At 59.9% G+C, this 23,190-nt stretch carries 25 protein-coding genes; 15 read left to right on the forward strand and 10 right to left on the reverse strand.

Translation table 11 applies throughout. The annotated features are described in order from the left end of the window. Positions 1 to 31 precede the first annotated feature (31 nt). On the forward strand, positions 32 to 778 hold the full coding sequence (visN, locus tag ACLBKR_RS01345; RefSeq protein ID WP_113340480.1) for a transcriptional regulator VisN: 747 nt from the start codon (positions 32 to 34) through the stop codon (positions 776 to 778). 14 nt (positions 779 to 792) lie between these two features. Continuing rightward, positions 793 to 1,542, forward strand: coding sequence for a transcriptional regulator VisR (gene visR, locus ACLBKR_RS01350; RefSeq protein WP_113340481.1), 750 nt, complete (start codon positions 793 to 795; stop codon positions 1,540 to 1,542). A 50-nt stretch (positions 1,543 to 1,592) separates the two neighbouring features. Here the strand turns inward: visR and flhB are convergent, their stop codons facing one another. From flhB to flgF, 8 genes are all read right to left on the reverse strand, one after another. Continuing rightward, complete coding sequence (gene flhB, locus ACLBKR_RS01355) at positions 1,593 to 2,672, reverse strand: flagellar biosynthesis protein FlhB (RefSeq protein WP_112831293.1); 1,080 nt, start codon at positions 2,670 to 2,672, stop codon at positions 1,593 to 1,595. 141 nt (positions 2,673 to 2,813) lie between these two features. Next, positions 2,814 to 3,851 (reverse strand): flagellar motor switch protein FliG, encoded by a 1,038-nt coding sequence (fliG, locus tag ACLBKR_RS01360; protein WP_112831204.1) that lies wholly within the window; start codon positions 3,849 to 3,851, stop codon positions 2,814 to 2,816. Between the two features lie 29 nt (positions 3,852 to 3,880). After that, the gene (gene fliN / locus ACLBKR_RS01365; RefSeq protein WP_113340482.1) at positions 3,881 to 4,465 is read right to left on the reverse strand and encodes a flagellar motor switch protein FliN; all 585 of its coding nucleotides are present in this window, start codon (positions 4,463 to 4,465) and stop codon (positions 3,881 to 3,883) included. 65 nt (positions 4,466 to 4,530) lie between these two features. Then, positions 4,531 to 5,484 (reverse strand): FliM/FliN family flagellar motor switch protein, encoded by a 954-nt coding sequence (locus ACLBKR_RS01370; protein WP_244713015.1) that lies wholly within the window; start codon positions 5,482 to 5,484, stop codon positions 4,531 to 4,533. After that, a complete protein-coding gene (gene motA, locus ACLBKR_RS01375) occupies positions 5,481 to 6,353 on the reverse strand; it encodes a flagellar motor stator protein MotA (protein WP_113340483.1) in 873 nt (290 codons plus the stop codon). The genes ACLBKR_RS01370 and motA overlap by 4 nt, the downstream gene beginning before the upstream one ends. 211 nt (positions 6,354 to 6,564) lie before the next feature. Continuing rightward, complete coding sequence (locus ACLBKR_RS01380; RefSeq protein WP_112831201.1) at positions 6,565 to 7,131, reverse strand: flagellar protein; 567 nt, start codon at positions 7,129 to 7,131, stop codon at positions 6,565 to 6,567. After that, positions 7,131 to 8,531, reverse strand: coding sequence for a flagellar protein export ATPase FliI (gene fliI / locus ACLBKR_RS01385; protein ID WP_162748354.1), 1,401 nt, complete (start codon positions 8,529 to 8,531; stop codon positions 7,131 to 7,133). Before fliI ends, ACLBKR_RS01380 begins: the two co-directional genes overlap by 1 nt. An 18-nt stretch (positions 8,532 to 8,549) precedes the next feature. After that, on the reverse strand, positions 8,550 to 9,284 hold the full coding sequence (flgF, locus tag ACLBKR_RS01390; RefSeq protein ID WP_113340485.1) for a flagellar basal-body rod protein FlgF: 735 nt from the start codon (positions 9,282 to 9,284) through the stop codon (positions 8,550 to 8,552). Positions 9,285 to 9,746: 462 nt separating this feature from the next. Between flgF and flgB the strand changes: the two genes are divergently transcribed. Genes flgB through fliP form a run of 10 tightly spaced genes read left to right on the forward strand, consistent with a single transcriptional unit; the run spans position 9,747 to position 15,920 of the window. Beyond that, positions 9,747 to 10,142: a flagellar basal body rod protein FlgB gene (gene flgB, locus ACLBKR_RS01395; protein ID WP_112831199.1), complete on the forward strand. Its 396-nt coding sequence runs from the start codon at positions 9,747 to 9,749 to the stop codon at positions 10,140 to 10,142. Between the two features lies 1 nt (position 10,143). Beyond that, a complete protein-coding gene (gene flgC / locus ACLBKR_RS01400) occupies positions 10,144 to 10,557 on the forward strand; it encodes a flagellar basal body rod protein FlgC (protein WP_112831198.1) in 414 nt (137 codons plus the stop codon). A 2-nt stretch (positions 10,558 to 10,559) separates the two neighbouring features. Then, on the forward strand, positions 10,560 to 10,907 hold the full coding sequence (locus ACLBKR_RS01405; protein WP_112831290.1) for a flagellar hook-basal body complex protein FliE: 348 nt from the start codon (positions 10,560 to 10,562) through the stop codon (positions 10,905 to 10,907). Between the two features lie 20 nt (positions 10,908 to 10,927). After that, positions 10,928 to 11,716, forward strand: coding sequence for a flagellar basal-body rod protein FlgG (flgG, locus tag ACLBKR_RS01410; RefSeq protein WP_112831197.1), 789 nt, complete (start codon positions 10,928 to 10,930; stop codon positions 11,714 to 11,716). Positions 11,717 to 11,737: 21 nt separating this feature from the next. Then, on the forward strand, positions 11,738 to 12,223 hold the full coding sequence (gene flgA / locus ACLBKR_RS01415; protein ID WP_112831196.1) for a flagellar basal body P-ring formation chaperone FlgA: 486 nt from the start codon (positions 11,738 to 11,740) through the stop codon (positions 12,221 to 12,223). Between the two features lie 23 nt (positions 12,224 to 12,246). Continuing rightward, entirely contained in the window at positions 12,247 to 13,341 is a 1,095-nt protein-coding gene (locus ACLBKR_RS01420; RefSeq protein ID WP_244713102.1) for a flagellar basal body P-ring protein FlgI, read from the forward strand. Further along, entirely contained in the window at positions 13,338 to 13,886 is a 549-nt protein-coding gene (locus ACLBKR_RS01425) for a MotE family protein (RefSeq protein WP_414901853.1), read from the forward strand. Before ACLBKR_RS01420 ends, ACLBKR_RS01425 begins: the two co-directional genes overlap by 4 nt. Next, positions 13,883 to 14,608 carry a flagellar basal body L-ring protein FlgH gene (gene flgH, locus ACLBKR_RS01430; protein WP_112831193.1) on the forward strand — a complete coding sequence of 242 codons (726 nt, stop codon included), beginning with the start codon at positions 13,883 to 13,885 and terminating at the stop codon, positions 14,606 to 14,608. The genes ACLBKR_RS01425 and flgH overlap by 4 nt, the downstream gene beginning before the upstream one ends. A 35-nt stretch (positions 14,609 to 14,643) precedes the next feature. Further along, the gene (locus tag ACLBKR_RS01435; RefSeq protein ID WP_112831192.1) at positions 14,644 to 15,177 is read left to right on the forward strand and encodes a flagellar basal body-associated FliL family protein; all 534 of its coding nucleotides are present in this window, start codon (positions 14,644 to 14,646) and stop codon (positions 15,175 to 15,177) included. Next, positions 15,174 to 15,920 carry a flagellar type III secretion system pore protein FliP gene (gene fliP, locus ACLBKR_RS01440; RefSeq protein WP_112831191.1) on the forward strand — a complete coding sequence of 249 codons (747 nt, stop codon included), beginning with the start codon at positions 15,174 to 15,176 and terminating at the stop codon, positions 15,918 to 15,920. The genes ACLBKR_RS01435 and fliP overlap by 4 nt, the downstream gene beginning before the upstream one ends. Positions 15,921 to 16,347: 427 nt before the next feature. On the opposite strand, the gene ACLBKR_RS01445 is transcribed toward fliP, so the two are convergent. Together ACLBKR_RS01445 and ACLBKR_RS01450 are read right to left on the reverse strand one after the other, a co-directional pair. After that, entirely contained in the window at positions 16,348 to 16,791 is a 444-nt protein-coding gene (locus ACLBKR_RS01445; RefSeq protein ID WP_112831190.1) for a hypothetical protein, read from the reverse strand. 539 nt (positions 16,792 to 17,330) lie between these two features. Continuing rightward, on the reverse strand, positions 17,331 to 19,250 hold the full coding sequence (locus ACLBKR_RS01450) for a glycosyl transferase (protein ID WP_113438818.1): 1,920 nt from the start codon (positions 19,248 to 19,250) through the stop codon (positions 17,331 to 17,333). Positions 19,251 to 19,639: 389 nt separating this feature from the next. Between ACLBKR_RS01450 and ACLBKR_RS01455 the strand changes: the two genes are divergently transcribed. The 3 genes from ACLBKR_RS01455 (at position 19,640) to ACLBKR_RS01465 (ending at position 23,118) form a co-directional block, all read left to right on the forward strand. Beyond that, positions 19,640 to 20,518, forward strand: a complete 879-nt coding sequence (locus tag ACLBKR_RS01455) for a flagellin (protein ID WP_113437159.1) — start codon at positions 19,640 to 19,642, stop codon at positions 20,516 to 20,518. 520 nt (positions 20,519 to 21,038) lie between these two features. Then, the gene (locus ACLBKR_RS01460) at positions 21,039 to 21,917 is read left to right on the forward strand and encodes a flagellin (protein ID WP_112831187.1); all 879 of its coding nucleotides are present in this window, start codon (positions 21,039 to 21,041) and stop codon (positions 21,915 to 21,917) included. Between the two features lie 319 nt (positions 21,918 to 22,236). Then, positions 22,237 to 23,118 (forward strand): flagellin, encoded by an 882-nt coding sequence (locus ACLBKR_RS01465; protein ID WP_112831186.1) that lies wholly within the window; start codon positions 22,237 to 22,239, stop codon positions 23,116 to 23,118. The last annotated feature ends 72 nt before the right edge of the window (positions 23,119 to 23,190 follow it).

The raw sequence follows: 23,190 nt of genomic DNA on the forward strand, positions 1-23,190 counted from the left end.
CATCGAATCGTCCTTGCAAGGGGCCAGGAAAATGAACTTGGAGCAATCCAAAGAGGATGGCGGAGGCAAGGGGCGCACATCCCCCGCAACCGCGGCTCCGCGGGTATCCGTTTCGCGGGAGGCCTTGCTGCGCGATCTGGCCACGGTTTCCCAGACGGGGCACATGAGTGCGGGTCTTCACCTCCTGACCCGCTATGTCGGCGCCAGCCATTTTCTTCTCGCCCGTTACGACTTGGTTCAGGAGCATGGACTGGATTTCGTGGTTTCCTCGAACTGGCCTTTCGATCTGGTGCGCAGGCTGGAAAGCGAAATTGCCGCGACCTATTCCAGAACCACGGAGCTTGAAAAATGTCTCTCCGTCCTCCAGCCGAAATTCGGCCTTCTTCCGGATGATGCGGACGTGCCCGACGGCACCAGCCGGCAGTACTGTTCCCTGACCTTCAGTGTCGGCCGGACACGCTTTTCCCTTATGCTGCTCTTCGACGAGGACATCGTGTTGTCGCCCGAACGGCTGCGCGAGGTCGGGCTTCTGGCCGGCTATTGCGTCAGTCTCACCAATGGTGCCAGCCAGAAAGTGGACCGCGAGTTCGATTTGACGGAACGCGAAATCGAATGTCTTTTCTGGATTGCAGAAGGCAAGACATCGGACGAGATCGCCACTATTCTCGGTATCTCGCGCAACACGATCAACAACTACATCACAAGTGTCATGCGTAAGACCGCCACCAAGACACGTTCGGAGGCCATCGCCTACGCGGTGAGAAACAATCTCGTATGAAGGGAAAAGAGGGAATGGGCTATCCGCCTGGAACAATCGAAGGTGTGCGGGGCGATCCGCTCCCCACCGGTTCCCGTCATGCGATATCCCGCTCCGATATATTTCCGAAGCTCGTTTCCCTTCAGCGCTCCCTGCATGCCAAGGGTTTTACCGTCCTGAAGCTCGCCGGCGGCAGTATTCCGTCGAAGCGCAGGCTGGAACCGGAATATGAAAACTGGGGAGCAGCCCTGCCGGCCGGTAGCGACAGGCTGGTGGCGGCTTATGGCGAGGCCATGCTGGCGCATCTTGAAACCTCGCTGCTGCCGCTGACTTGGAGCGCGGAAGATCCGGGAAGCTTTGCGGAAGCCTCGGATTTCACCGCTTTCGTCCGTCAGTTGAAACCCCGCACGCTGCCTTATTCGGGGCTCGCTTTTCCCGTCAGGCTGGGCGCCGTCGGCAACGGTTTCGTGGTCTTCGCCACGACGGGCGGTATCGATATCCCGGGAGAGCTCATCATCGAGGCCCATGGCCGGTGCTGCCGGATCATGATGGACATCCTATCGATCGAGGAACGCCGCGCCATGCCGGCAGAAGCCTTGAGCGACAGGGAGATCGCCTGCCTGCAGCTCGCCGGCGATGGGCGTATCAGCGAAGAGATTGCGGAAAGGCTTGGCCTGTCGGTTCATACGGTGAACGCCTATCTCGGCTCGGCGACGATCAAGCTCGACTCGGTCAATCGCATCCAGGCGATAGCGAAGGCGATCCGGCTGGGATACATCACCTGACGCTTGAAAGAAGACGGTCGGGTCTGGCCGGCCCGCTGGCCGGGCGGGTGTCAGCGCGCGCGTCGTCTTGCCCGCGCGGCATAGACCCGGTGAACGAGTTCTGCCACTGCCTTGTAGAAGGCCGGCGGAATGACGTTGTCCACCGAAACCTGGGCGAACATCGCGCGGGCAAGCGGCGGGTCCTCGAAGATCGGAATGTTGTTCTGCTGGGCGATCTCGCGGATCTTCAGCGCCACCAGGTCCTGCCCCTTGGCCACGACCACGGGGGCGTCGCTCTCTTCGCGCACGTAGCGAAGCGCGACCGCATAGTGCGTCGGGTTGGTAATCACGAGGGTGGCACGCGGCACGTTGTTTATCATGCGGCGGCGTGCGCGATCGCGTGCGATCGAGCGCTGGCGCGCCTTGACGATCGGGTCGCCCTGGGATTGCTTGTGCTCGTCTTTGATATCCTGCTTGCTCATGCGCAGCTGGGTGTACCAGTGGTGGCGAGTCCAGAAGAAGTCCACGACCGCGAGGACGGCGGTGGCAAAGAGGATGACCAGCATGATCCGCTTCAGGATGGTCATGATCTTCACGAAGATGACCTGCGGATCGGAGAACATCGCATCGAGCGCACCGAAATAATCGGACCGCAGCACGAAAACCATCACGACGGATACGATGATGATCTTGAACAGCGACTTGCCGAATTCGATGAGCCCGGTGACGCTGAACATCCTCTCCCAGCCCTTGGTGATGGAGATCCGGCTCGCCTGAGGCCTGATGCGCTCCAGGACCAGTTGCGGCATGTGCTGGGCCACGTTCGAACCTATGCCAAGCAGGATGAACAGGACGGTGGCAGGCAGAAGAAGGGCGCTCGTCTCCCAGCCCAGATGGGTGAAAAGCGATACGACGTCGGTGGCGGTGGTGATCTTCCACTGGTCAGGCTGCTCGAAGAGATCGCGCAGGCTTTCGCCGAGCCGCGCGACGCCAGACGGAACGAAGAACACCAGATAGATATAGAAGGCGAGAGAAGAAGCGAAGATCGGGACCTCGCGTGACGAGGGCGTGTTGCCCTTCTCGATCGCATCCCTGAGTTTTTTCTCTGTCGGGTCTTCTGTTTTACTGTCTTTGTCCTGGTCGTCGGCCACGTCCGGTTCCTTGTTCGCCAGGCTGCGTTGCGTCGGCCGAACCACGAGGCGTGGCAGGACCGGCTGAAAAGTAGACGCCCGCCGATTGACATTCAATCGGCGGGCGCGACCGGTTCGGTGTTTTCAACAGCCCTGCGGGCATCAGGCGGCCTGAGTCTGGTCGCCTTCTTCCTTGAGCTGGATCTGGCCCGAATTGGCGAGACGGATCGCTTCCTGCGCGACCGCGCGGCGTGCGATCGCAACCTCGCGCGGATTGATGCCGACGGTGCCCGACTGCAGGTCCGATTCGATCATGCGGCGAGAACGCGGGCTGATCGAGGAGAGCACGCATTCGCGGATTTCGGCGGAGGCGCCGCGAAGCGCCATCGTGAGAATGTCGCCGGAGATATCGTTGAGCAGCATGACGCGGCTGCGCTGCGGCATCGCCAGCAGGTCTTCGAACAGGAAGATCTTCGGCCGGACCTTGTTGACTGCTTCCTTGCTGATCGATTCCAGCGAGTTGAGCAGGGTATCGACTTCCGGCTTCTCCAGTTCGTTCATCAGTTCGGCAACCTTCGCCGAACCCGCCGAATTGCGCTCCGCATCGATTTCGGAGATCAGGTCGTGAACCCGGTTCTCGATGATCTGGGCTGCCTTCGGGCTGACGTTCTTCAGGTTTACCGTGCGGTTCATGATGTCGGCCCGCCGGCTTTCCGGCAGCTTCAGGAGAACCTTGGCGCCGAAGGACGACGGCAGCATGGAAAGGATATAGGCGACCGTCTGCGGATGTTCGCGCATCAGGAACTTGGCGATGAAGTCCGGATCGGCGTCCTGCAGCCGGTCCCAGATCGAGGCCTCGTAGGCCTGGAAAGCGGTGCGGCGGCCAAGCAGCCCGTCGACTTCCTCCGGCGTCAGGCCTTCCTCGAGAATGCTCTCGATGGCCTTGGCGTTGTCCATGAGGCCCGCGCCTTCGGTGAACAGGTCCTCAAATTCGTTGACGAGTTCGGTCAGCTCATCCGGTGGGATGGTGCGAAGCGTCTGGGCCGAGGCGATGATCGTCTGCAACTCGGCCTGTGTGAAATACTTCAGCAGCTTTCCAGCGACGCCCTTTCCCATGGCGAGCAGCACCGCGGCGGCCTTGTCCGCCTGGGAGAGCGGCTTACCCGCCAAAGGGCCGCCGAAATCGTCAAAGTCCATCATGGTCTTTCCTCTCTGGCCCCGGGAGCGGGTCAGGACATCTTGGTGCTCATCACTTCGATCAGTTTGACGCCGAAACGCGTATCGTCGTTTTCAAGGACGGTGATCTCGCCGCGGGCGATACGGCGGCCGTTGACCATGATCTCGACCGGTTCCCCGATCTTCTTGTCCAGCGCGATGATGGCGCCTTCCTCAAGGTTCATCAAGCCGGAAACCTGCATGCGGCTCGAGCCGAGCACGATCTGGACATCGATCGGAATGTCCATGATGAGATCAAGATTGGCCGTCAGTGCGCTGCCGGGCTCCTGCATGGCGGGGGAGGAGGACCCGAAGGACGGGCTGCCGAGATCGCTGCCGCCGAAGCTCGAACCACCGAAATCGGAAACTCCGCCGCCGAAATCGGCGTCGAAGCCGGAAAGCGGATCGGACTTCGTCTCGCCCATGGAAAAGTCTGAACCGAGATCCGACCCGAAATCGCTGCCGATATCGGGCAGGGTGCCTTCCGCATCGCTCTTCAGCACACCGCGCAGATCGTCGACCGCCTGGTCGAAATCGGCGTCCGGCGTCGGCATCGCGAGCGCGTCGTCTTCGGTCAAAGGTGTCTTCTTGGTAGCCATGGATTCATTATTCCCGTTGAAACTTGCCTCAACCTGCCTTTTGAAAAAGGTCAGTTCTAAATGTCTTAACCCATCAAATGCCTGAGAATTTCGTCTTCGCTGCTGATGTTGTCCTTGACCCGGACCGTGTATTTTTCACCGGCGCGACCGAATTCACAGCGATACATTTCCTTGCCGTTGGCATTGACCTCGACCATGACATCGCCCTTGTCCTGGAAGGCGATGACGTCGCCGACGGCGAGCTTGGAAATGGTGCCGAGCGTAAGTGTCTGGAGGCGGATACGCGCCTCCAGCGTCACCTGTGAGCGACGGACCTGTTCGGCGAGCTGATCGGCCCATTCCTTGCGGTTGCGAGCGAGCTGCCCCTTGGATTTCGGCACCGTCACCACGGTTTTCAGCAGGGCCTTCTGCGGAACGACAAGGTAGAACTCGGAAGAGACCGGACCGAGATCGATGCCCATTTTGATAGTCACCGCGAATTGGTCGACGAGATCGTCCTCGGGCTTGGTGCGGTCTTCGGCATTGTGCGGCTTTTCGATGAGCGGCTCGAAACCTCCGGGTGCGTTAACGCCGGAGCGCAGCACGTTGGCGAACTTATCGAAGACCATCGAGGAAAGGTCGAGTTCGATGCGCGACAAAGGCCGGTGAATCGGCTCTTCGATGGTTTCGGGGAGCGCCCCGAGGAGGTTTTCCATCAACGTGATGATGAAGGAATTGCCGCAGCCCAGGACGAAACCGGGGCACCAGTTGCGCAGCGAGGCGTCGGCCAGCACAACATTATCGCCGAGATCGGCGATGAGGTCGTTCATCAGCCCCGATTCGTGGCCCTTGAAATAGACTTCGATCTCGAGGCCCGTTTCGCTGTGAAAGATGTCCGGCAGGAATTCGGTGTAGAGATGTCCGAAATCGGTGCAGAGCTTCTCCACCGTCTTCTTGTCCCCCAGCGCACCGGTGAGCCTCGAGAGCAGCGCATGGTCCATTGCCGGAACGGTCCTGGTCTTTGCCTCAGCCATCGTCATGCCGCCTTGTTCTCACCGCCGGGGTTCATCATCTCCTGCTCGACCGCGTCGATGGACGGCCGTTCGTAGGAGGAAATCGTCTTGCGGCCGTATTCGAGGGCCACCTGCGGAACGGAGCCGTTCATGTAGGCAAGCAGCGTCTGCTTGACGATGATGTAGAGGCGGTGCTGCTTGGTCCGCACGATCTTGATCTGGGCCGAGATCGGGTTGCAGATCGAGTAGGAGAGGATGATGCCGAGCATGGTGCCGACCAGTGCGGCGCCGATCAGGCCGCCCAGCACTTCCGGCGATTCGTTGATCTTGCCCATGGCCTTGATGACGCCGAGAACCGCCGCGACGATACCGATCGCCGGGAAGCTGTCGCCCATGGCGACGATCGAATGGTAGGGCTTCATCTTGTCGTGCAGAACGGTGTCGATTTCTTCGTCCATCAGCGCCTCGATCTCGTGAGACCGGGCATTGCCGATGATAATGAGACGGACGTAGTCGCAGATGAAGGCCGTCAGTTCCTTGTTCTTCAGCACCGACGGCGCGGCCTGGAAGATCGTCGATTCATCGGGGTTGTCGATATGGGCTTCGATTTCGTTGCGGGACTTCGTTCGAAGGTCACGCATGAGCGAATAGAGAACGCCGAGAACGTCGAGATAGTCGCGTTCCTTCGGAACGGCGTATTTGAATGCCTCGCCGGTCGCCTTGCCCGAGTCTTTGACGACCTTCATCGGGTTGGCCATGATGAAACCACCAAGACCGGCGCCGCCGATAATCATGAGTTCGAAAGGCTGCACGAGAACATCGACATGCCCGCCCATGGCCATGAATCCGCCGAGGACGCAGCCGAAGGTAATCACAAGTCCTATGATAATATTCATTTCGTGCCCGCATCTGAACGTTGCTTTTCAGTAGAACCGATAAGCGGCTTGCCTTGCGTGAGGCTGAACCTCGTTCGTTTCCAAGGGGAGCTTCGGAAGGTTCCGTCGATCATGCCTTGAAGGGCGGATCGATTTTGACCCGTTGAAACGAAGAAGGCAGGCGGGATGGGACCCGCCTGCCCTTGATTGCCGCCGAAGACCCATCGGTTCGTCATTCGCTGTAGACCGCGCCGGTGGAGGTGACGATCTCCCATTTCCCCTCACGTTGGCGAAAAGCCGCAAGCCGGGAATTGTCCGGCAGGATCGAGCCGATCTGCACGATGAATATGCCTGTCTTGTCTTCGATGAGAGCGCGGCCATTGGCCACGTGCAGGAGCCGGAGGTCGCTGCCGCCGGGAAAGGGCTGTGTTTCGCGGCTGTCCCCGTCTCCGGCACCTTCGGGGCCGAGCCTCGATACGGTCGCCGTGGTCAGGGGATCGACATTCACGCCGGCCGGCAGGTCGGATCTGTTTTCCGCGTTCAGGCGTTCTTCGCTGGGATCGCCAATTGCGACGCCACCCCGTCCTCGCCCCTGCGGCAGGTCACGAAGGGATTCCCAGCCGGCAACGCTGACCCCGAACTTGTCCTGATTGAAGAAAACATACCAGGGAAAGGCGGCTGCCGCGGCCGCAATCGCCATGATGCCGCCGGTAAGCCAGCGGTCGAATGCCGTGGTTCGGTTCTCCTCGGCCCCGGGTTCATGGGACACCGGGTGTTTGTTCTTGCCGATTTTCTTCATCAGGCGCCTCGCTTCGCGTTGGCGACGGCCGGATTGCCGCCGGAGAGCGATGCCCTCAATGCGTTGGCCAGTTCGGTATAGGCATCGATCACCGGGCGGTCGCCGGGCGATTGTTTGATGACCTCGTAGACGACCGGAACCTGTTTGACCGCCATGTCCAGGTCAGGATCGGTGCCGGGCCTGTAGCCGCCGATCAATCGCAGATCCTTTGTTTCCTCGTAGGAATGGATCAGCGACTTCAGTCGAGATACCAGCTTTTCCTGGTCGGATGTCCAGGCCTTGCGCGAAAGACGGGAGATCGACGACAGCGGATTGATCGGCGGATATCGCCCTTCGTCCGCGAGTGCGCGATCGAGCACGATGTGACCGTCGAGAATGCCGCGTGTCGAATCGGCGATCGGATCGTTGTGATTGTCGCCGTCGACGAGGATTGAAATGATCGCTGTGATCGTGCCGGAACCTTCGAGACCGGGCCCCGCGCGCTCGAGCAGCCGCGGCATTTCTGTGAAGACCGAAGCGGGATAACCGCGGGCCACCGGCGGCTCGCCGGCCGCGATCGCCACCTCGCGGATCGCGTGGGCGAATCGGGTGACGCTGTCGGCGATGAAGAGCACGTTATCGCCCTGGTCGCGGAAATGCTCAGCAATCGTCATGCCGACCAGCGGAGCCATCTTGCGCAGCATCGGGCTTTCGTCGCTGGTTGTCACGACCACGACCGATTTGGCCATGTTGTCGCCGAGCGTATCCTCGATGAATTCCCGCACCTCGCGCCCGCGTTCGCCGACGAGCGTAATCACCACCTTGTCGAAGGCGTCCGCCTTGGCGAGCATCGACAGGAGCGTCGACTTGCCGACGCCCGAGCCCGCAAAGATGCCGAGACGCTGCCCGAAGCACAGCGGCGTGAAGATGTCGATTGCCTTGACCCCGGTGCGGAAGGGTTTGTCGACGCGGCTGCGCGTCATCGACGGCGGAGGAAGGCTGGTAATGGACCGCTCGACCGAACCCTGCGCAAGCGGACCTTTGCCGTCGATCGGTCGGCAGAGCGAACTGATGGTTCTGCCGCACCAGCTTGCATCCGGAGCCAGGCGGAATTCGCCCTGGCGCAGCACCATGTCGCCGACACCGATCGGTTCGCCCGGCTCGATGGGGCAGACATAGATCAGGTCGGGCTCGACGCGCACGACCTCGCCCATATGGACGCCCGTCGCGCTCTGATGCGCCACGAACTCCCCGAGCCGGACATGTTGCGAAAGACCGCTGACGGTATAGTGGCCGGCCGCGATTGTGCGGACACGGCCTCCTCGGAAGATGCTGTTCTCGGGCCGGCTGTAGTGCCTCGCGATGTCCGCCAGGCCATCCAGCCGGGGCATGCTCACGGTCTTTGCGCCGGGCTGTTCCATTATCATGACCCTTGGCGGTTACTGGCTGCCGCCGAGGGTCTTGATGGCGGAGGTGAAGGTGTTTTCGCTGCTCGAAAGAAGCGACGAGATGCCCTCGAATGCGCGATTGACCTGGATGAGCTGGGTCATTTCCGAAAGCGCGTTGACGTTTGAGCTTTCCACGAAGCCCTGCATGACGCCGACCTCGCTCGAATCGGTCACGGGCTGGGGCGTGTCGGTCGCGATCACGCCGCTGTTCTCGAAGCGCAGGAAACCCTTGGTGAGATCGGCGCTGAAGACGCCGATGGAACCGACGATCCTGCCGTCTTGGGTGATGCGGCCGTCAAGGCCGACCGTCGGCGGGCCGCCATTGGCATTGAGCTGGATCGGTGCGCCGCCGGCGTCGAGAACCGGATAGCCCTGGGTCGAAACCAAGTCGCCGGTCTCGGTCATGGAAAACCGCCCGTCGCGCGTCAGCACCTGCCCGGCAGGCGTGTCGATTGCGAACCAGGCGTCGCCCTTCACCGCGAAATCCAGAGGATTGCCGGATTGCTGTACCTCGCCGGCGCGTGTCGACAGGTAGTCGTTGCCCTGCGAAACGAAGGCGATCTTGGCATTGATATCGTTGCCGGTTTTGGACAATACCTCGTCGAACTTTACCTCGGTGGCGCGGAAGCCGGCCGTGTTCATGTTCGCGATGTTGTCTGCGATCGTTGTCAGTCGGCGTTCGAGAGCGATCTGTGAGGAAATGCCAACGTAGATGCCCGACTGCATATTTCTCTCCTGATGACCTTGTATCCTGCGTCCGCCCGTTTGGGGGATAGTCTCCGTAATGTATTGCCGGAAACTAGAAGCCGTTGCTTGTGCGAACCTGTATGTTGCCGAGCGATCGACGGCGGTTGTGGCGGTTTCATTTCGGCGTAACGTCGAGAAGAATGCGAACGCTCTTTATATTCTATTGTCGGCATTCCTCGGTTGCCGGAGAAACCCGCCGGCCATCCGACGAAGGCGTGCGCGAAAGGTCGGCGCCGCAAAACCGAAATCGGGCTGAAAATCAATTAAATATTTGAAAATAAATTATTTTTTCTGATTGATTTCTCGTTTCGCCGAGCGCGGAGATCTTTTCGGACGCTTTCGGCGGCATGTGCCGCGAATGATCCCCAAGCGGGTTTTTCCGTAAGTCCCGCGCAAGATTGTCGCTCTACTCATGGCATGAGAGAAATACGGAGAATAGCCATGGAGCCGATTCAGTTGTTCGACTTGGCGTCCCGGCAGGCCGAATGGCTGTCTGTCAGACAGGAAGTGGTCGCCACGAACATCGCCAACGCCAACACGCCGAAGTTCCGCGCGAAGGATGTCACGCCGTTCGATGCCGAGTTGAAGTCGGCAGGCGGCGCCATGCCGATGGCCCGCACTCAGCCGGGCCACATGGAGGCGAGCATCATCGGCGGCGGCAGGGTCGAGGTCGACGAACCGGAAGTGAACAACGAGATCGGAACGCAAGAGTCCGGCAACACCGTCGCCCTGTCGGGAGAAGTCGCCAAGATGGGCGAGGTCAGGCGTCAGTTCGAGCTTAACACCCAGCTCGTGCGTGCCATGAACAACATGATGTTGACTGCGGTAGGTAAGTAAAATGGATCCCTTGTCAGCCTCCTTGAAGATCGCAGGCAGCGGCCTTGAGGCCCAGTCCACCCGTCTGCGCATCGTATCGGAAAATATCGCCAACTCCCGCACCACGGGAGATACGCCGGGAGCGGATGCTTACCGGCGCAAGATCATCACTTTTGATTCGGAGCTGGACCGTGCGAGCGGAACCACGCTCGTGCACGTGAAGAAGCTCGGCGTCGATCATTCCGATTTCGTCGAGGAATACGATCCGGATCATCCCGCCGCCGACGAACGCGGCATGGTGAAGCTTCCGAACGTCAACATGCTGATTGAGATGGCCGACCTGCGCGAAGCTAACCGCAGCTACGAGGCCAATCTGCAGACCATTCGTCAGACGCGAGATCTCATCTCGGCAACGATCGACCTATTGAAAGGCTAATGATGATTGATTCCGTTTCCAGCATCAATTCGCTGACAAAGAGTGCTGGCGCGCTCGGCGTGCAGACGACCGAGAACAGCATTCTCTCCCAGGCGGGAACCGTCGTCTCCGCCGCTGCGAGTGCGGCTCTCGGTCCGACCTTCGCAAGCGTGCTCGGTGGTGCTGTCACCGATGCGATCGACGCGGTGAAGGGCGGCGAAGCCGCGTCTTTCGCAGGCATCAAGGGTACGGCAAGCACGCGCGAAGTCGTCGACGCCGTCATGGAAGCCGACCGCACGCTCAAGACCGCGGTTGCCCTGCGCGACAAGGTGGTCTCTGCCTATCTCGAAATCACCAAGATGCAGATTTAACGGACTGAGGGATCGCGACCATGAGAGCACTTGCCATCGCTGCCACGGGTATGGATGCCCAGCAGACCAATCTCGAAGTCATCGCCAACAACATCGCAAACATCAACACCACCAGCTTCAAGCGCGGTCGTGCGGAGTTTACCGACCTGCTTTATCAGACGGAGCGCGCCCAGGGTGTCGCCAACCGGGCCAACCAGTCCGTGGTTCCGGAAGGCGCCAATATCGGTCTCGGCGTTCAGACGTCTGCTGTCCGCAAGCTCCATACCCAGGGTGAAATCTCCTCGACGGGCAACGATCTCGATGTCGCCATCGTCGGCAAGGGTTTCTTCATGGTGGAAGGTGGCGACGGTTCGACGCTTTACACCCGCGCCGGCGCCTTCAACAAGGATGCGAACGGCCGTCTTGTAACCATTGACGGTTATGGCGTCATGCCGAACATCACCATCCCCGAAGATGCGACCGAAATCACCATCAGTGAAGACGGCATCGTTTCGGTTCGGGTCGGTTCGGAAGAAAACATGACGGAACTCGGTCAGCTCCAGCTTTCCAATTTCGTCAACGAAGCCGGTCTGAAGCCGCTTGGCGACAATCTGTTCCAGCAGACCGAGGCATCCGGCGATGCGGTCGTCGGCGTCGCGCAGGACGTCGGCTTCGGTTACGTCAAGCAGGGTTACCTCGAAAGCTCGAACGTCGACGCCGTCAAGGAAATCACTGATCTGATTTCGGCGCAGCGCGCTTACGAAATGAACTCCAAGGTCATCACCACTGCGGACGAAATGGCGACCATCGTCAGCCAGAATCTGAAGTAGTCTTAACGAGGCAGGGCAAGCATGAAGTTTTCCCGGAACTATGCAGTGAACTTGGTGCGCGGTGGAGCGGTCTCCGCCCTGCTGCTCGCCGGCATGGTGCCGCAAGCGGCGCTTGCCCAGCCCCGATATGCTGTTGTTCCCACCGCGACGATCTTTCCCGGAGAGATTATCAGCGGCGGGCAGCTTTCCGAAGTCGAGGTGACCAATCCGAACATTGCCGGCGGCTACGCCACCGACGTTTCGGAGGTCATCGGCAAGGTCAGCAAGCGCACTCTCGTTCCGGGCCGCACCATTCCCGTGAGCAGCCTCCGCGATCCCTATGCCGTGCAGCGTGGCTCGACCCTGCGCATGACGGTAAAGATCGGCGGCATGGTGATCTCTGCCGCCGGCACGCCCCTGCAGGACGGCATGGTCGGCGACGTTGTTCGCATGAGGAACCTCGACACCGGGGTGATCGTGAGCGGCACGGTGCTCGCCGATGGAACAGTCGAGGTTATGCAGAAATGACCATTCACTCCCTTTCCGTGGCGATGGCAGCATTGGTTTTGGTGGTTGCGAGCGCTTTTGGCGCCGCAGCGGCGCCGAATGCCCGCGTCAAGGATATAGCGTCGCTCCAGGCCGGTCGGGACAACCAGTTGATCGGCTACGGTCTCGTGGTCGGTCTGCAAGGCACCGGCGATAGCCTGCGTTCGTCGCCGTTTACCGAGCAGTCCATGCGCGCGATGCTGCAGAACCTCGGGATTTCCACGCAGGGCGGCCAGTCCAGTGCCAAGAACACCGCTGCCGTCATGGTGACCGCAAACCTGCCTCCCTTCGCAAGCCCGGGCAGCCGGATGGATGTCACCGTAAGCTCGCTTGGCGACGCCACCTCCCTTCGGGGCGGCACACTGGTCATGACTTCGCTCACCGGCGCCGATGGCCAGATCTATGCCGTGGCGCAAGGGTCGGTCGTCGTCTCGGGCTTTACCGCCCAGGGCCAGGCCGCCCAGATCACCGAAGGCGTCACCACAGCCGGCCGTGTGCCGGGCGGTGCCATCATCGAGCGGGAACTGCCGTCGCAGTTCAAGGATTCGATCAATCTGGTGCTGCAACTTCGCAATCCGGACTTCTCGACGGCCATCCGCATCGCCGACGTCATCAATAATTACGCCTCCCGCAGCCATGGCCGGCGGATAGCCGAAGCGCGCGATGCGCAGGCCGTTGTCGTCCAAAAGCCGCCGGCCGCGGATCTGACGCGCCTGATGGCGGATATTGAAAATCTGGTCGTCGAGACGGACACGCCGGCGAAGGTCGTCATCAACGAGCGGACGGGCACCATCGTCATCGGCGCCGATGTGCGCATCTCCAAGGTTGCGGTCAGCTATGGAACCCTGACGGTGCAGGTTACGGAGACGCCGCAGGTGATCCAGCCGGAGCCCTTCTCGCGCGGGCAGACCGCCATTCAGGACCAGACCGACATTACTGCGGAAAAGACCGGCGGACCGGTTGCCATTCTCGACGGGCCGGATCTTCGCACCCTGGTCGCCGGGCTGAACAATATCGGCGTGAAGCCCGACGGCGTCATCGCCATTCTTCAGGGCATCAAGTCGAGTGGCGCCCTGCAAGCGGAGCTCGTGCTGCAATGACGAAAACGCGCGTTTCCTCTCTCAGGACTGGTCGGGGTGCGGGTCTGTCCCGTTCGGTTTTCGCCGCCCTCTGCCTGATCGGCATGCTGCCGGCCGCAAGCGCCCAGGAGGCGGTCCGCACGGATGCCCCGCCGACCACGGAAGACGAAATCCGGCAATACTGCACCAATATTGCCGATCCCGCGCGCGACCGTCGCTACCTCCTGCAGAAGGAGGAACTCGAAAAATTGCAGGCGGATATCGACCAGCGCATTTCCATCATGGAAGCGCGCAAGGCTGAGTATGAGGACTGGCTGAAACGCCGTAACGACTTCCTGAAGCAGGCCGAGGCAGGTCTCGTGGACATCTACAAGACCATGAAGCCGGATGCTGCGGCCCCGCAGCTTCAGGAAATGGATGCCGTGCTGGCCGCCGCGATCATCATGAAACTCCCCGCCCGCCAGTCGGGTCAGATCCTTAGCGAAATGGAATCGACGAAGGCCGCCATCGTGGCTTCCATCATGTCCAGTGCCGCGGATCCAAACACCTCGAAAGATCCGTCATGAATAAAGCGTTTCCCGCCCTCATGTTGACCGTCGCGCTTCTGTCCGGCTGCAAGAGCCTGACCGAGAACCAGACGCTCAAGGAAATCGGCAACGCACCTTCCATGAGCCCGATTGGCAGCGGCTTGCGTTATGGCCAGACGCCGCAGATGGCGATGTATCCGAAGCAGCCGCACAAGAATGCGAGCGGCTATTCGCTGTGGAGCGACAGCCAGGCCGCGCTGTTCAAGGATGCGCGCGCGCTGAATGTCGGCGACATCATGACCGTGAACATCCAGATCAACGACAAGGCGAGCTTCGACAACGAAACCGACCGGGAGCGCACCAACGAACGGACGACGAACTGGCAGGCAAGCGCCACGATCTTCGGCTGGAAGCCGGAGACGGATTCGACCATGGGCTTCGACACGACCAGCAAATCGGACGGCAAGGGTTCGATCAGCCGTTCCGAAAAGCTCACGCTTCTCGTTGCGGCCGTCGTGACCGGCGTCCTCGAAAACGGCAACCTGATTATCAGCGGTTCCCAGGAAGTTCGCGTCAACCACGAAATCCGCATTCTCAATGTCGCCGGTATCGTCAGGCCGCAGGATGTCGATTCCGACAACACGATTTCCTATGACAAGATCGCCGAGGCCCGTATCTCCTATGGCGGCCGTGGCCGCATAACCGAGGTGCAGCAGCCGCCGGTCGGCCAGCAGGTCGTAGACCTTTTCGCCCCGATCTGACAGTAACCAACCTCTCCTGAAGGACATATGGTGACATGGTTCTCTTGACCACCGATGCGGAACCAGCCGGCAAGAAGAAATCCACCCTGATCGTGACGATTGCCGGTGTCGCCGCGCTGTCCGTGGTCGGCCTCGGCGGCGGCTGGCTCGTCGGCACGACGCTTATCCCTGAACAGGCGCCCCCGGCGGGGCAGGCCGAAGCCGATGTCGGCGGAGGGCAGGAGGCGGCAGGCGGTCACGAGGCCGGCGGGGAGAAGGGGGAGATCCCCAATATCGCCGACAGCCAGCCGCAACTCGTACGGCTTGACCCGATCGTTACGAATCTCGCTTATCCCTCGGAAAACTGGATCAGGATCGAGCTTGCGCTTCTGTTCAACGGAGCTCCGGACGCTGCCCTGGCGGAGGAAATCCATCAGGACGTCCTGGCCTATCTGAGAACCGTATCTCTTCAGCAGGTACAGGGGCCGCGCGGCTTTCAATATCTTCGGGATGACGTATCGGAAATCGTTGACCAGCGTTCCCAGGGCCGGATATCAAAGGTTCTGTTCAGAACGTTCGTGATCGAATGATACGTCTATTAATCCTTCTCGCTGCGGCAGGCCTGTTCCCGGAACTGGCGAACGCCCAGCAGTTGCCGCAGCAGCTTCCGGATCTTCTCAACGTTCCGGTGGATGGGTCGGCTGCGGCCTGGATCATCCGGACCTTCGGGCTGCTCACGGTCCTCTCGATCGCGCCTGGCATCCTCATTATGGTGACGAGCTTTCCGCGCTTCATCATCGCCTTCTCGATCCTGCGGTCGGGCATGGGCCTTGCGACGACGCCCTCCAACATGATCCTGACGAGCATGGCGCTGTTCATGACATTCTATGTCATGGCGCCGACGTTCGAGCGGTCCTGGCAGGACGGCATCCAGCCCATGCTGCAGAACCAGATCACGGAAGCGGACGCCGTACAGAGGATCGCCGAACCGTTCCGCTCCTTCATGATGACCAACACGCGTCCGAAGGATCTCGCCCTCTTCGTGGACATCGCAAACGAACGGGGACAGCAGACCGTCACCGACGGCAGGGCCGATTATCGCGTGCTGATTCCGGCCTTCATGCTGTCGGAGATCCGGCGCGGCTTCGAGATCGGCTTTCTGATCGTCCTGCCCTTTCTCGTCATCGATATGGTGGTTGCCACCATCACCATGGCCATGGGCATGATGATGCTGCCTCCGACGTCCATCTCCTTGCCGTTCAAGATCCTGTTCTTCGTACTGATCGACGGCTGGAACCTGCTGGTCGGCTCTCTCGTCCGATCGTTCTCCTGAAAACGCAAGGGACGCTTCTGCAGGTCCCCGCGCTCGACCCATCGGTCGCCGCGCTCGGGTACTAAGGACTGTCGCGATCTTTTGGGTTCGCTCCGAACGCCTTATGCCCTTGTGCCGTCGCATGTCGTCGTCGCAAAACCGCTGCATGCTTTTCACGCGACAGGCTCCAGCGTTTGCGTGACGGTTAGATCGTCCACCCGACCTTGCAGTACGTCGCGGCAACCGCGTGGTTCGCTATGCTCCGTCCTGCCGGTTTTATCCCTCTTGGGATATGCCGGAGGGCGATGAAGCAGTGGGCCCATGGCGTTTTCCGAAGCAGCGTGGTGGCGCTTGCCCATCGGCTTTGCTCTCCCGCTCTGCCTTCATGAAATATGGCCCTGCCGGGTGTGCCGGCAGGGCCATCGTGTTCGGGTCTCGGGAAGGCTTTTCAGGCGGCTCCGGCGCCGGCTGAACGTGCCGCCATCAACCGGGCTTCGCCTAGGCTGCTTGCCAGGAACGCCGTGTTGACATCGGGATCGCTGGAGGCACTCTGGAAGTTGATGTAGTCGATCGAGATCGCGGCCTTGTCCCTTCCCAGCATGAGCCGGGCATAGATCGTCACGCCGCGGGGCATGATTTCCAGATCGAGGGTGACGGAGGGCAGGCTGTCCCAGTCGAGCGCATAGTCGCCGCCGGCGCCAAAGCGGATCGTGCCGGGATGGAAATAGAGCTCGGCCGCCGACTCAACGAGATCGGCGATGCTGCCATGATGTTCAAAACGCAGCATGGATATGAAGTCCGCCGCGTCGATGAGTCTCAACTCGGCTGCCAGCGGGCCAATCGCACGGGCGAGGATTTCTTCGCGCTCGATCGAGAAAGGGCATATCTTCATTTTATCTAATTTACCCGTCTTGTGGTTCGACTGGCGGTGAAATCTGGATAAGGAATTCCACCGCGGCCTTATAGGTTATTGAAAAATCAGGTTGTCTTTCGAGGCTTGTGCAGGGCTGAGACGATCGGCAATGCCGCCCAAGCCGTGCGGCTGCCGTATTCGGCCGTAACGGATGAGGAAGATCGATCGCTTTGTTTTGCCATGCCTTGGACGCTCGGATGTATACCCAGCAGATGCTGGTTGGGTCAGTAGGTCGACGCAGGTACGTCAGATGTCAGGAACGATTGGCGGGCGGAGTGTCCTGAGCGGACACCGGGCTGCTCTCGTTTCTCGACAAGCTGCTCCCATTTAGCGTGCCGGCTTTGGATGCGGGCCTCCATGCGGCGCGCATCATCGAATTGTCGTTGCAAATCGACAAGTCGGCTCCGTTGTCATTCCAGGGTGATGCCCGGGCCTGAATGAAGGCGCGGTTCGGCATGCCTTGTCAGCACAACGGATGTGGCTTCATGCCACGGACGCTATTCTTGAATATCTCGGTCTTACTTGACCATGAAGGCACCGTCGCGGGGAGGCAGGCACGGCACGTCCAGATGATCCGGTTCCAGGCCCTGCTTCGCCCTGTCGACCATCATCTGATAGGCCGTCTCCAGGTGCCGGCATAAACGTTCGGCATCGAAAAGCGGGCTGCTCAGCCGGTTATCTTCCAGCCGTTGACGATACGCCTTGAGCCGTTCCGGCTGCTCGGCGAGTTCTATGGCCTTGCGCATGTAATCGTCGTTGTCTTCCGCGATGAGCTCGGGCAGGCCGATCGCATGCAGAAGGCTTTCGCTCACCCGTGAGGCGAAGTTGGTGCCCTTGATGGTGAGCACCGGCAGACCTGCCCACAGCTGTTCGGAAGTCGTCGTGTGGCCGTTGACGGGGAAGGTGTCGAGGCCGACATCCGCGGCAGTGATACGGTTAAGGTGCAGCTCGAAATCCAGCTTCTGCATGAAGAAAATGCGCTTTGCGGCGATCCCGCAGGAGAGCAGCTTGCTGGTGATGTTCGTCTGGCTTTCCTTGTTGTTCCTGAGGATCCAGATGACGCTGTTCGGAACCTTCTTCAGGATCGTTGCCCACATTTCGATCATCGGCGGCGTGATCTTGCGGTTCGCGTTGAACGACGCGAAGACGAAGGCATCTTCCGGCAAGCCGACGTCCTTCTTGCTCGTCTGCTTGGCAAGCGGACGATTGACCGGGTCGTTGGGCTGGTAGGTTTCCGGCAGGCGGCAGAACTTTTCGTAGTAGTGCGGTTTGGAACTGTCGGGCAGGACGAACTTGTCGCCGATGGCGTAATCCAGGTCGACATTGACCGTCGATCCGGGAAAGCCGAGCCAGGCGACCTGGATGGGCGCCGCCGCCCTGTTGAAGAGAGCGGTGCGGTTGCCGACCGTATGTCCCTTGAGATCGACAAGAATATCGATGCCGCGTTTGCGGATTTCGGCAATCGCTTCCGCATCGTCCATGTCGCGGATCGTGACGACATCGCCCCAGAGGCTGCGGTCGGCCTCGTTCAGCTTCAGCATCTCGGGGTCGGTATGGCAGAACAGCGTGACCTCGAACCGGTCGCGATCATGCAGTTCCAGCACGCGCCGGATGAGCTTCATCGTGGCGTGCTTGTCGAAAAGGTCGGACGAAACGTAGCCGATGCGGATCTTGCTTGACCAGCTATGCGGCACCTGCCGGCGCAACTTGGTGATTTCCGGGCTGAAGAAGGGCGTATTGCTTCGCGCCAGCTGGTTCAGGTGTTCGTCGCCGGTCCAGTGCAGGTTGAAGAACGTACCGTCGTTCTGGATGAAGGAGGTGTCGCCTTCGGCAATCGCCGCGTCGATCAGCGGCTGGTGCCGTTCCACCGAATCGAACTTGCTGTGTTCGCGGCAGAAGGTGAGATACATCAGGCGGATCGACTGGTTGCGCGGCAGCCGGCTGAGCAGGACACGGGCCGTCTCGATATCGGATGGATCGAACACATCCCAGGTATTGAGGGAAATGCGCGCGCCGAGCTGCATGTGCTCCAGAACGTCGCTTTTGATCAGCAGGTCCTTGAAGACACGCGCCAGCCTGGCCTGTTGCCGCTCGAGGAGAAGGGAGCTGACGATATAAGCGAGGTCTGGCTGGCGTCGCACCCGGCTCAGGATGCTGTTGGCAAGCGCAAGCGCGCGGTCCTTTTCGCCGCAGGCGAAATACAGCTTGATCGCTTCGCTGATGTTCTCCTCGGCGTGCTGGCCGCCCTGTTCCGCGGCAAGCTTGTACGAGTTCGCGGCTTCCTGCTTGAGGCCGAGCTGCAGCAGTGTCTTGGCAAGCAGCGTATAAGTTCTTGCGTCTCTCTGAACGTCGAGGAGGCGATTGAGCGTTGACAGGGATGCCGTGTAGTGCCCGGTCCGATACTGCTTGGACGCTGCCGCATAGGTTATTTCGTTCAACGTTCGCTCCGTCGTAATGTCCGTCGCCGGTTCCGCTTGCGCTGGCGATGAACGCCTGGCCGCTACGGGACGCCTTTCGAGGCAACCTATTTGCCGAAGCTTGCTTGAAACCGGTGTCGATGCGCTGCGATTTCGCCCGGCGATGCAGGTTATTAACCCGCCCTGAACCTGCTTTTGCGGTCTGTTAACCAACGGGAAACTCTCGGCCCCGGCGAATCGCTGAAATTAAGAAGTTGGCAAGGGTTGGCTGCGAATTTCGCTCGTGTGACGGGTTTGGTGTCCTTGAGAGAAAAATGGAACCGAGTGGCATGATGTCGGTCCGTCACGGCCGGAAATTTCTCAACCCGGCATGTCCTCGTTGTTTGTTTTGAGTCTTAAGGGGACACTTCATGTCTAGCATCAACTTTAACAAGAACGCTACCGCCGCTCTCTCCACGCTGCGTGACATCAACAACAGCCTGTCCAAGACGCAGGACCGCGTCTCGACCGGTTACAAGGTTGGTTCCGCTTCTGACGGCGCAGCTTACTGGTCGATCGCGACCACCATGCGTTCCGACAACAAGGCTCTGAACGCTGCTTCGGACGCCCTCGGTGTTGGCGCCGCCAAGGTCGACACCGCTTACGCTGCCATGGACAGCGCCATCGACGTCGTCAACGAAATCAAGGCCAAGCTCGTAACCGCAAGCGAAAGCTCGGCCGACAAGGACCAGATCCAGCTCGAAATCGGCAAGCTGCAGGAACAGCTCTCCGCTATCGGTCAGGCCGCTTCCTTCAACGGCGAAAACTGGGTTGTTGCCGACAGCGCCGCTTCCAACACCACCGTTGTCGACGGCTTCGTCCGCAACAACGACGGCACGGTCAAGATCACGACGGCTGAATACACCGTTGCTTCCTACGCGATCTTCTCGACGATCTCGGGCGGCGTCGGCTCCGGCGGTCTGCTGGGCTCGGTCATGGCTATCTCGCTCACGAGCGCTTCGACCACCGGTGACGTCAACGCCTACCTCGACCAGGTCGAATCGGCTCTGGCCGAAATGACCAAGGGCGCTGCTGCTCTCGGTGCTCTGTCGACCCGTATCGACCTGCAGGACGACTTCGCTTCGAAGCTCTCTGACGCCATCGACTCGGGTGTTTCCCGCCTCGTCGACGCCGACATGGAAGAAGAATCTGCAAAGCTGTCTGCCCTGCAGACCCAGCAGCAGCTCGCCATCCAGTCGCTCTCGATCGCGAACTCCTCTTCGCAGAACATTCTGGCCCTGTTCCAGTAAGACTGGATAGCAGGAAAGAGAATTCGGGAACCGCGCCTTCGGGCGCGGTTTTCTTTTTTTGCGCCGGGGAGGCGAGGCCGGTTGCATGTCGCGCAAAGGGGCGCCGGTTTTGTAATCACGACATGCGATAAATCATCGACCGGAAACGCAGGGCGCGAGACTGGAAGAGCGCGATGCGCTTTGGCGGGGCGCTCCGGTTCGGGTGATCGGAATAATTTATTTTTTTGTCGCAGCGAAAGGCGGCATTCCGGCTTCCCCGAACAGGGCCGTGGCCTCTCTTGAAATCCAGGTTTTTCAGGCTTTGAGGATCTCTTCGTGGGAGTTGTAAACGCCTCCGGCAAATATCTCGCATTTTTCTTTTGCCATTTGGAAGTCGTTAACCTTAATCGTGTCTAATCAGGTCATCGAAACAGCGGGCCGACGTTAACTATAAAACACTCGGCAAGCATGAGGCTGACTGTTGTTTCCGGGTAAAACCCGAATGTCCCTTCCATATTTATTGCCAAAGGGGCGATCCTAGATGACCAGTATCCTGACCAATACTTCCGCTATGTCTGCACTTCAGACGTTGCGCACGATCAACAGCTCCCTTGCTGAGACGCAGGATCGCGTTTCCTCGGGTTATCGTGTTGGCGAAGCTTCCGACAACGTTGCCTATTGGTCGATCTCGACGACGATGAACTCCGACAACAAGGCTCTGAACGCAGCTTCGGACGCCCTCGGTGTTGGCGCCGCCAAGGTTGACACCGCTTACGCCGCGATGGAAAGCGCCATCGACGTCGTCAACGAAATCAAGGCCAAGCTGGTAACCGCAACGGAAACCTCGACCGACAAGGACCAGATCCAGCTCGAAATCGACAAGCTGCAGGACCAGCTTTCCTCGATCGCTCAGGCTGCTTCCTTCTCCGGCGAAAACTGGATGGTTGCCGATACCGCCGCTTCCAACACCACCGTTGTCGACGGTTTCGTCCGCAACAGCGATGGCACCGTCAAGGTCACGACCGCCGAATACACCGTTGCTTCCTACGCCCTGTTCTCGACGATCTCCAGCGGCGTCGGCTCCGGCGGTATCCTGGGCTCGGTCATGGGCATCGCACTCACCAGCGCTTCGACCGCCGGTGACATCAGCGGCTACCTCGACCAGGTTGAAACCGCTCTGGCATCGATGACGATCGCTGGCGCTGCCCTCGGTGCTCTGTCGACCCGTATCGACCTGCAGGACGACTTCGCCGCCAAGCTCTCGGACGCCATCGAATCGGGTGTTTCCCGCCTCGTCGACGCCGACATGGAAGAAGAATCTGCAAAACTGTCTGCCCTGCAGACCCAGCAGCAGCTCGCCATCCAGTCGCTTTCGATCGCGAACTCCTCTTCGCAGAACATTCTCACCCTCTTCCAGTAAGATTTATCTTACTCTCATCGGGAAGGCCGCGCTTACGCGCGGCCTTTTTTCGTTCGCGGAGTTTGCTAAATTATTCCATTTTTCCAATTGGTTAACAAAGAATGCTCGTTTCCGGTCGGCGTTAGCTTCCCGTTTATTTTTGTTAATTTTCTCGCACCTGCATTTACCTATTGTTAACCACGATGCTGTTTTCTAACCCCATCGAAACAGCGAGCCGGTCCGGAAAAGTGAATGGATCGGCAGGCATGAAGCTGAACGCCGTTGCCGGTCCACGCCGGAATGTCCCTTCCTCAATTCATTGCCAAAGGGGCGATCTCAGATGACCAGTATCCTGACCAACACTTCCGCCATGTCGGCTCTCCAGACGCTGCGCACGATCAACAGCTCCCTTGCTGAGACGCAGGATCGCGTTTCCTCGGGCTACCGTGTTGCCGAAGCTTCCGACAACGTTGCCTATTGGTCGATCTCGACGACGATGAACTCCGACAACAAGGCTCTGAACGCTGCTTCGGACGCCCTCGGTGTTGGCGCCGCCAAGGTTGACACCGCTTACGCCGCCATGGAAAGCGCCATCGACGTTGTCGATGAAATCAAGGCCAAGCTGGTAACCGCGACCGAAGCCTCGACTGACAAGGACCAGATCCAGCTCGAAATCGACAAGCTGCAGGAGCAGCTGACCGCAATCGCCCAGGCTGCTTCCTTCTCCGGCGAAAACTGGATGGTTGCCGACAGCACCGCCTCCAACACCGTCGTCGTCGACGGCTTCATCCGCAACAACGACGGCACCGTCAAGGTCACGACCGCCGAATACGCCGTGGGTTCCTATGCTCTCTTCGCGACGATCGCGACCGGCATCGGCTCCGGCGGTATCCTGGGCTCGGTCATGGCTATCTCGCTCACCAGCGCTTCGACAACCGGTGACATCAGTGCCTACCTCGACCAGGTCGAATCGGCATTGGCGGAAATGACGATCGCGGGCGCTGCTCTCGGTGCCATGATTACGCGCATCGAACTGCAGGACGACTTCGCCGCCAAGCTCTCGGACGCCATCGAATCGGGTGTTTCCCGCCTCGTCGACGCCGACATGGAAGAAGAATCTGCAAAACTGTCTGCCCTGCAGACCCAGCAGCAGCTCGCCATCCAGTCGCTCTCGATCGCAAATTCCTCTTCGCAGAACATTCTTACCCTCTTCCAGCAGTAAGATCTGGCAGAGTATCTACAAGAAACACCAGGGTCGCGCTGGAAACGGCGCGACCTTTCTTCGTATTTGTTG

The sequence above is a fragment of the Paenirhizobium cremeum genome (genome assembly GCF_047553425.1).
Classification (GTDB): Bacteria; Pseudomonadota; Alphaproteobacteria; order Rhizobiales; family Rhizobiaceae; genus Allorhizobium; species Allorhizobium cremeum.

Excerpts from the sequence above, each read along its gene's own strand:
- visN (WP_113340480.1), top strand. The coding sequence starts at position 32 with ATGAACTTGGAGCAATCCAAAGAGGATGGCGGAGGCAAGGGGCGCACA.
- visR (WP_113340481.1), top strand. The coding sequence starts at position 793 with ATGGGCTATCCGCCTGGAACAATCGAAGGTGTGCGGGGCGATCCGCTC.
- fliG (WP_112831204.1), bottom strand. The coding sequence starts at position 3,851 with ATGATGGACTTTGACGATTTCGGCGGCCCTTTGGCGGGTAAGCCGCTC.
- fliN (WP_113340482.1), bottom strand. The coding sequence starts at position 4,465 with ATGGCTACCAAGAAGACACCTTTGACCGAAGACGACGCGCTCGCGATG.
- ACLBKR_RS01370 (WP_244713015.1), bottom strand. The coding sequence starts at position 5,484 with ATGACGATGGCTGAGGCAAAGACCAGGACCGTTCCGGCAATGGACCAT.
- motA (WP_113340483.1), bottom strand. The coding sequence starts at position 6,353 with ATGAATATTATCATAGGACTTGTGATTACCTTCGGCTGCGTCCTCGGC.
- ACLBKR_RS01380 (WP_112831201.1), bottom strand. The coding sequence starts at position 7,131 with ATGAAGAAAATCGGCAAGAACAAACACCCGGTGTCCCATGAACCCGGG.
- fliI (WP_162748354.1), bottom strand. The coding sequence starts at position 8,531 with ATGGAACAGCCCGGCGCAAAGACCGTGAGCATGCCCCGGCTGGATGGC.
- flgF (WP_113340485.1), bottom strand. The coding sequence starts at position 9,284 with ATGCAGTCGGGCATCTACGTTGGCATTTCCTCACAGATCGCTCTCGAA.
- flgB (WP_112831199.1), top strand. The coding sequence starts at position 9,747 with ATGGAGCCGATTCAGTTGTTCGACTTGGCGTCCCGGCAGGCCGAATGG.
- flgC (WP_112831198.1), top strand. The coding sequence starts at position 10,144 with ATGGATCCCTTGTCAGCCTCCTTGAAGATCGCAGGCAGCGGCCTTGAG.
- ACLBKR_RS01405 (WP_112831290.1), top strand. The coding sequence starts at position 10,560 with ATGATTGATTCCGTTTCCAGCATCAATTCGCTGACAAAGAGTGCTGGC.
- flgG (WP_112831197.1), top strand. The coding sequence starts at position 10,928 with ATGAGAGCACTTGCCATCGCTGCCACGGGTATGGATGCCCAGCAGACC.
- flgA (WP_112831196.1), top strand. The coding sequence starts at position 11,738 with ATGAAGTTTTCCCGGAACTATGCAGTGAACTTGGTGCGCGGTGGAGCG.
- ACLBKR_RS01420 (WP_244713102.1), top strand. The coding sequence starts at position 12,247 with ATGGCAGCATTGGTTTTGGTGGTTGCGAGCGCTTTTGGCGCCGCAGCG.
- ACLBKR_RS01425 (WP_414901853.1), top strand. The coding sequence starts at position 13,338 with ATGACGAAAACGCGCGTTTCCTCTCTCAGGACTGGTCGGGGTGCGGGT.
- flgH (WP_112831193.1), top strand. The coding sequence starts at position 13,883 with ATGAATAAAGCGTTTCCCGCCCTCATGTTGACCGTCGCGCTTCTGTCC.
- ACLBKR_RS01435 (WP_112831192.1), top strand. The coding sequence starts at position 14,644 with ATGGTTCTCTTGACCACCGATGCGGAACCAGCCGGCAAGAAGAAATCC.
- fliP (WP_112831191.1), top strand. The coding sequence starts at position 15,174 with ATGATACGTCTATTAATCCTTCTCGCTGCGGCAGGCCTGTTCCCGGAA.
- ACLBKR_RS01445 (WP_112831190.1), bottom strand. The coding sequence starts at position 16,791 with ATGAAGATATGCCCTTTCTCGATCGAGCGCGAAGAAATCCTCGCCCGT.
- ACLBKR_RS01455 (WP_113437159.1), top strand. The coding sequence starts at position 19,640 with ATGTCTAGCATCAACTTTAACAAGAACGCTACCGCCGCTCTCTCCACG.
- ACLBKR_RS01460 (WP_112831187.1), top strand. The coding sequence starts at position 21,039 with ATGACCAGTATCCTGACCAATACTTCCGCTATGTCTGCACTTCAGACG.
- ACLBKR_RS01465 (WP_112831186.1), top strand. The coding sequence starts at position 22,237 with ATGACCAGTATCCTGACCAACACTTCCGCCATGTCGGCTCTCCAGACG.